At 46.1% G+C, this 3,780-nt stretch carries 5 protein-coding genes and 1 pseudogene; 3 read left to right on the plus strand and 3 right to left on the minus strand.

All coding sequences use genetic code 11. The features are described 5' to 3' along the window. The 3 genes and pseudogenes from IM477_RS21450 to hetL form a co-directional block, all read left to right on the plus strand. Positions 1-138 (plus strand): annotated as a pseudogene (locus IM477_RS21450) (RNA-guided endonuclease TnpB family protein); the annotation flags it as partial. Between the two features lie 107 nt (positions 139-245). After that, positions 246-608 carry an ArsR/SmtB family transcription factor gene (locus IM477_RS21455; protein WP_002738764.1) on the plus strand — a complete coding sequence of 121 codons (363 nt, stop codon included), beginning with the start codon at positions 246-248 and terminating at the stop codon, positions 606-608. 54 nt (positions 609-662) lie between these two features. Further along, positions 663-1,325 carry a heterocyst differentiation pentapeptide repeat protein HetL gene (gene hetL, locus IM477_RS21460; RefSeq protein ID WP_287733387.1) on the plus strand — a complete coding sequence of 221 codons (663 nt, stop codon included), beginning with the start codon at positions 663-665 and terminating at the stop codon, positions 1,323-1,325. Between the two features lie 125 nt (positions 1,326-1,450). Here the strand turns inward: hetL and IM477_RS21465 are convergent, their stop codons facing one another. The 3 genes from IM477_RS21465 to IM477_RS21475 form a co-directional block, all read right to left on the minus strand. Next, entirely contained in the window at positions 1,451-1,588 is a 138-nt protein-coding gene (locus tag IM477_RS21465; RefSeq protein ID WP_008206475.1) for a photosystem II reaction center protein K, read from the minus strand. Positions 1,589-1,638: 50 nt separating this feature from the next. Then, a complete protein-coding gene (tgt, locus tag IM477_RS21470) occupies positions 1,639-2,763 on the minus strand; it encodes a tRNA guanosine(34) transglycosylase Tgt (protein WP_079205940.1) in 1,125 nt (374 codons plus the stop codon). A gap of 73 nt (positions 2,764-2,836) precedes the next feature. Then, positions 2,837-3,298, minus strand: a complete 462-nt coding sequence (locus IM477_RS21475; RefSeq protein ID WP_004163378.1) for a hypothetical protein — start codon at positions 3,296-3,298, stop codon at positions 2,837-2,839. Positions 3,299-3,780 lie beyond the last annotated feature (482 nt).

The following is a 3,780-nucleotide window of genomic DNA, read 5'->3' on the forward strand; positions in this document are numbered from 1 at the left end:
GGACTAAGTACGTTAGGGCATACCGGAACCTATGGGCCAGACCCAATAAACGCTTGGGGAGAGAATACCTCTACTTTTTCAGAAGCAATTCTGTCTAAGCAAGTAATCTCTGTGAACCAAGAATCCCCGTCTCTTTAGAGCGGGGAGTGTCAACTCTCCAGTTAAACTATAGTAGTCAATAGTTATAAAGTTTTAAACGATAACCTATTGTCAGCCTTTTTAACTGGTCACTTTATTACCTACCTATGTTAGACAGTTTCTCCCCCCAAACCTCTAGCGTCGTCCTCGCTTCGGTGGCGGACTATTTCAAAGTCCTGTCGGAAGTCAGTCGCCTACAGATTCTCAGTTGCTTGCAATTAGGCGCGATGAATGGTAAAGAAATCGCTGAAGCTACCGGACTAGGCCAGGCCAATCTCTCCAAACACCTGAAAGCTTTAACCCAAGCGGGAATTATCTCGCGGCAACCCCAAGGAGTCAGCGTTTACTATCAAATTACCGACCCCGTGATCTATGATCTCTGTCAGGTGGTTTGCGATCGCATTAGTCAGCAAATGCGTCAACGGGCCCGAGAATTCGAGAGTCTGCCGGCTTTCCATCTCCCTAAATAAAAATTACCAAACCCTTGACATTTTGCCTCAATTATGATATGGAAAAAAATTTCCATGCTCCTAGAAGAACTTTGTCAACGCTATCGGGAGGGAGAAAGAGATTTTCGGGGGATTAATTTGCGGGAAAGCGACTTAACTAATATTGCCCTCCCAGGAGTCAATTTTGGCCGTGCCGATCTGCGACAGGCGCGGTTAGGAAAGATACGCCTTTCGCGATCGCTGCTGAGAGAAGCGGATTTAAGTGAGGCGATTCTCTGGGGAGCAGATTTAAGTCAAGTGGACTTTTATCGAGCTTGTTTACGAGATGCGGACTTAAGCGGGGCTAATCTCATCGAAGCCAATTTAGAAGCCACTTATTTAACCAAAGCCGTCTTAAACGGTGTTAATCTCAACAGTGCTAATCTCCAGCAGGCCGTATTAATCGATACGGATTTTCGCTCCACTTCCGACCAACGCACGGACTTAGGCAAAACTAACTTTTGCGGAGCCGATCTCAACTATGCCAATCTGAGCGGCTCCCTGTTATATCGAGCTAATTTCGCTGATTGCCGACTTTGCCGGGTTAATTTTCGTGCTAGTCCCGAAAGAGACGGATTTATTACCGATCTCACCGGGGCCAGTTTCCGGGGTGCGGATCTCAGTTATGCCGATTTGCGCGGGGCAATTTTAGAAGATGTGGACTTGACTGATGCTGATTTAACCCGGACTTTGTTTTAATCTGGGAAGCTTTTTCAGGGATCAGTAATCAGTAAACAGTGAAAAGATGTCATTTCACTTAAAACTCAAATCCGATAACTGATAACTGATAACTGCTCACTGATAACTGATAATTGAGGGTCGATTTATTTAAAACCGACGGATGCTTGCCAAACAAAGGCCAGCAAGAGGAAAAATAGGGGAATCAGGGGCAAGACATCGACTAAGGGGTCGAAAATTTGGTATGCTTCCGGCAATTTGGCCAACAAAAGTGCAGTTTCCATCTCTCTATCTACCTTGACAAGAAAATTTTCAAACGTTTCCTGAAATTTTATCACGTTGGGGTAACATCTAAGGCATCCTCAAGCCAAGGGGCAAAATCTTGGGCAAAAGTTCCTTCTAGGATAGATTGACGAATTTCACGGGTAAATCTGATTAATTCGGCGATATTGTGCAGAGATAAGAGAATATAACCCAACATTTCCCCCGATTTAATTAAATGATTCAGATAGGCACGGCTAAAGTGTTGACAGGTGTAGCAGGGACAAGTCTCGTCTAAAGGGGCGAAATCCTCCTTAAAACGGGCATTTTTTAGGTTCCAACGCTCTCCCCGTACTAAAGCCGTGCCATGGCGACCAAAACGGGTGGGAATGACGCAATCAAACAGATCTATGCCACTAGCGATCGCCTTGGCCATTTCTCGATAGGTTCCCACTCCCATCAGGTAACGGGGTTTATTTTCGGGGAGTAAAGGGGCAGTTATCTGGACAATGCGATGAATTAGGCTCGTTTCTTCCCCCACACTCACGCCACCGATAGCATAACCGGGTAAATCGAGTTTTACTAAAGATTCCGCCGCCGCTGCCCGTAAATCCTCATAAATTCCCCCCTGCACTATGGCGAATAAAGCCTGTTGTTGGGGTCGTTGATGGGCCCTCAGACAGCGCTCTAACCAGCGATAGGTGCGTTCTATGGATGCTTTCATGGTCTCATGACTGACTCCCGTGGGGGGACATTCATCGAAGGCCATAATCACATCAGCACCGAGGGCATTTTGAATCTGAATCGATTTTTCTGGCGTAATTTCGATTATTCTACCGTCCCGGGGCGATCGAAAGGTGACTCCCGATTCTTTAATTTGCCGCAGTTGACTGAGGCTAAATACCTGAAATCCACCAGAATCTGTTAATATTGGCTGATTCCACGCCATAAACTCGTGTAAACCTCCCGCTTTCTCGATAATACTTTCTCCAGGCTGCAGATGCAGGTGATAGGTATTAGCGAGAATCATTTGCGCCCCCGTGCTGGCGATTTGAGCGGGGGTCAAACCTTTCACCGTGGCCAAAGTTCCCACGGGCATAAAACGGGGTGTTTCTACCGGTCCGTGGGGAGTATGCCAAACCCCAACCCGCGCACCAGTTTGGGGACACCGGGCGATTAATTCAAAGGAAAATCCCACTGTTTCAGTTATCAGTTATCAGTTATCAGTTATCAGTTATCAGTTATTAGTAACCAGTATTTTTGCTCGCTGCCTAAAAGGGGCAATCGTTGTCGTCTTCGTCTTCAAACTGCACATCCCACTTAGCAGAAAGTACCTGAGTAACCATGGCTTCGAGGGTATCGGCATTGAGACGGGCTTTCATATCGGGGTCTTGGAGTGGATTACTCAGGGGAATTAGCCGTAATTGCCGATTGTCTTGGATCAGATCAAAATAGGTTTCACCGTCGGGAGAGCGGGTTAAACGCAGACAATCGAAGCTATAGGTATTGAGATAAAGACTGTAGTTAGCAACTAGGGTGCTTTGCTGATAATCGGCGAAAACTTCCACTATCCATCCCTCCCCTTCACTCTGAATCACTCCTTCGAGACTATGGATGTAGCGAACTCGTCCGAGATCATCGAGGAGACGACGCATATCTTCTTTAGCGATGACCACGCCAGAATCAATAATACAGGGGGCGGGCAGGGGCTGTGAGGGTGGATGATAGTTCATAGGGATTGCCAGTAAAAAAATTTCCGTTAATAACCCCAGTGACTGGGGGGTTTCTACCGATTCCTGTTGCAATTTTTTTCGGGTTACGTCTCGATCTTAACCCAATCCGTTAGAACTTTTCATTGTTATTTAACTTAGTGTCAGCATTCGTCCCTCGCGCTTAGTGCCATGGGACGGGGCTTTTAAAGGGGCGAAGTAATTCGCCCCAGGGTTCCCCTCATGAATGCTGACTTTGTATAGAACAGCAAAGCACAGCTAAAAACAAGTCTGACCTATAGTTGACAATGTAATTGCAGTATGCTATAACATTTTGCGATCGTTGCGGTCGATAACGAAAAATGTTTGTTTTAGAGTACAAGCTTAGAGGAAAACCATCTCAATATCAAGCCATTGATGAGGCTATTCGGACAGTCCAGTTTGTTCGGAATAAATGTCTTAGATATTGGGCAGAAAATAAGAGTGTAGGACAAAAAGACATGGCC

This window comes from Microcystis sp. M090S1, assembly GCF_020246295.1.
In the GTDB taxonomy this organism is placed as follows: Bacteria; Cyanobacteriota; Cyanobacteriia; order Cyanobacteriales; family Microcystaceae; genus Microcystis; species Microcystis aeruginosa.

Coding starts and splice junctions, on each gene's coding strand:
- IM477_RS21455 (WP_002738764.1), top strand. CDS start 246: ATGTTAGACAGTTTCTCCCCCCAAACCTCTAGCGTCGTCCTCGCTTCG.
- hetL (WP_287733387.1), top strand. CDS start 663: ATGCTCCTAGAAGAACTTTGTCAACGCTATCGGGAGGGAGAAAGAGAT.
- IM477_RS21465 (WP_008206475.1), bottom strand. CDS start 1,588: ATGGAAACTGCACTTTTGTTGGCCAAATTGCCGGAAGCATACCAAATT.
- IM477_RS21475 (WP_004163378.1), bottom strand. CDS start 3,298: ATGAACTATCATCCACCCTCACAGCCCCTGCCCGCCCCCTGTATTATT.